The organism is Neisseria sp. P0009.S007, from assembly GCF_051962515.1.
On the sequence record NZ_JBQCVF010000865.1, the window covers coordinates 1 to 493 of the forward strand.

Consider the following 493-nt stretch of genomic DNA (forward strand, 5'->3'; position numbering starts at 1 on the left):
GCCAACGGCTTGGTTTTCCTCTCCGGCATGGTTCCCGAAAATCCTGAAGCCGATGCCAAAGCGCAAACTGAAAATGTTTTGGCGCAAATCGATTCATGGCTCACCCAATGCCAATCCAACAAAGCCCACATTTTAGAAGCCACCATCTATCTGCCCGATATGAACGACTACGCCGCTATGAATGAAGCCTGGGACGCATGGACAGCGCCCGAACGCGCTCCGGCCCGCGCCTGCGTGGAGGCGAAACTGGCTTCGCCCGACTGGAAGGTTGAAATCAAAATCACCGCCCTTCAAATCAAATAAAGCACAAATATCAGGCCGTCTGAAAACGCCGCTTCAACCAAGCAGGCGCAGTTTTTCAGACGACCTTTATTCTTTTGCGGTACAATACCGCCCTTAAATTTTTCTATTATTTCAAAGCACAAACAGCCATGTCCAAAAAAACCAAGCAAGAATTAGAAAACAACAAACTCAGCAAACGCCTGCGCCACGC

General features: G+C 49.5%; 1 protein-coding gene. It reads left to right on the forward strand.

The window, feature by feature from the left end; all coding sequences use genetic code 11:
* On the forward strand, positions 1 to 303 hold a 303-nt coding region (locus ACTHS3_RS16825; protein WP_440368620.1), incomplete at its 5' end, for a RidA family protein.
* Positions 304 to 493 lie beyond the last annotated feature (190 nt).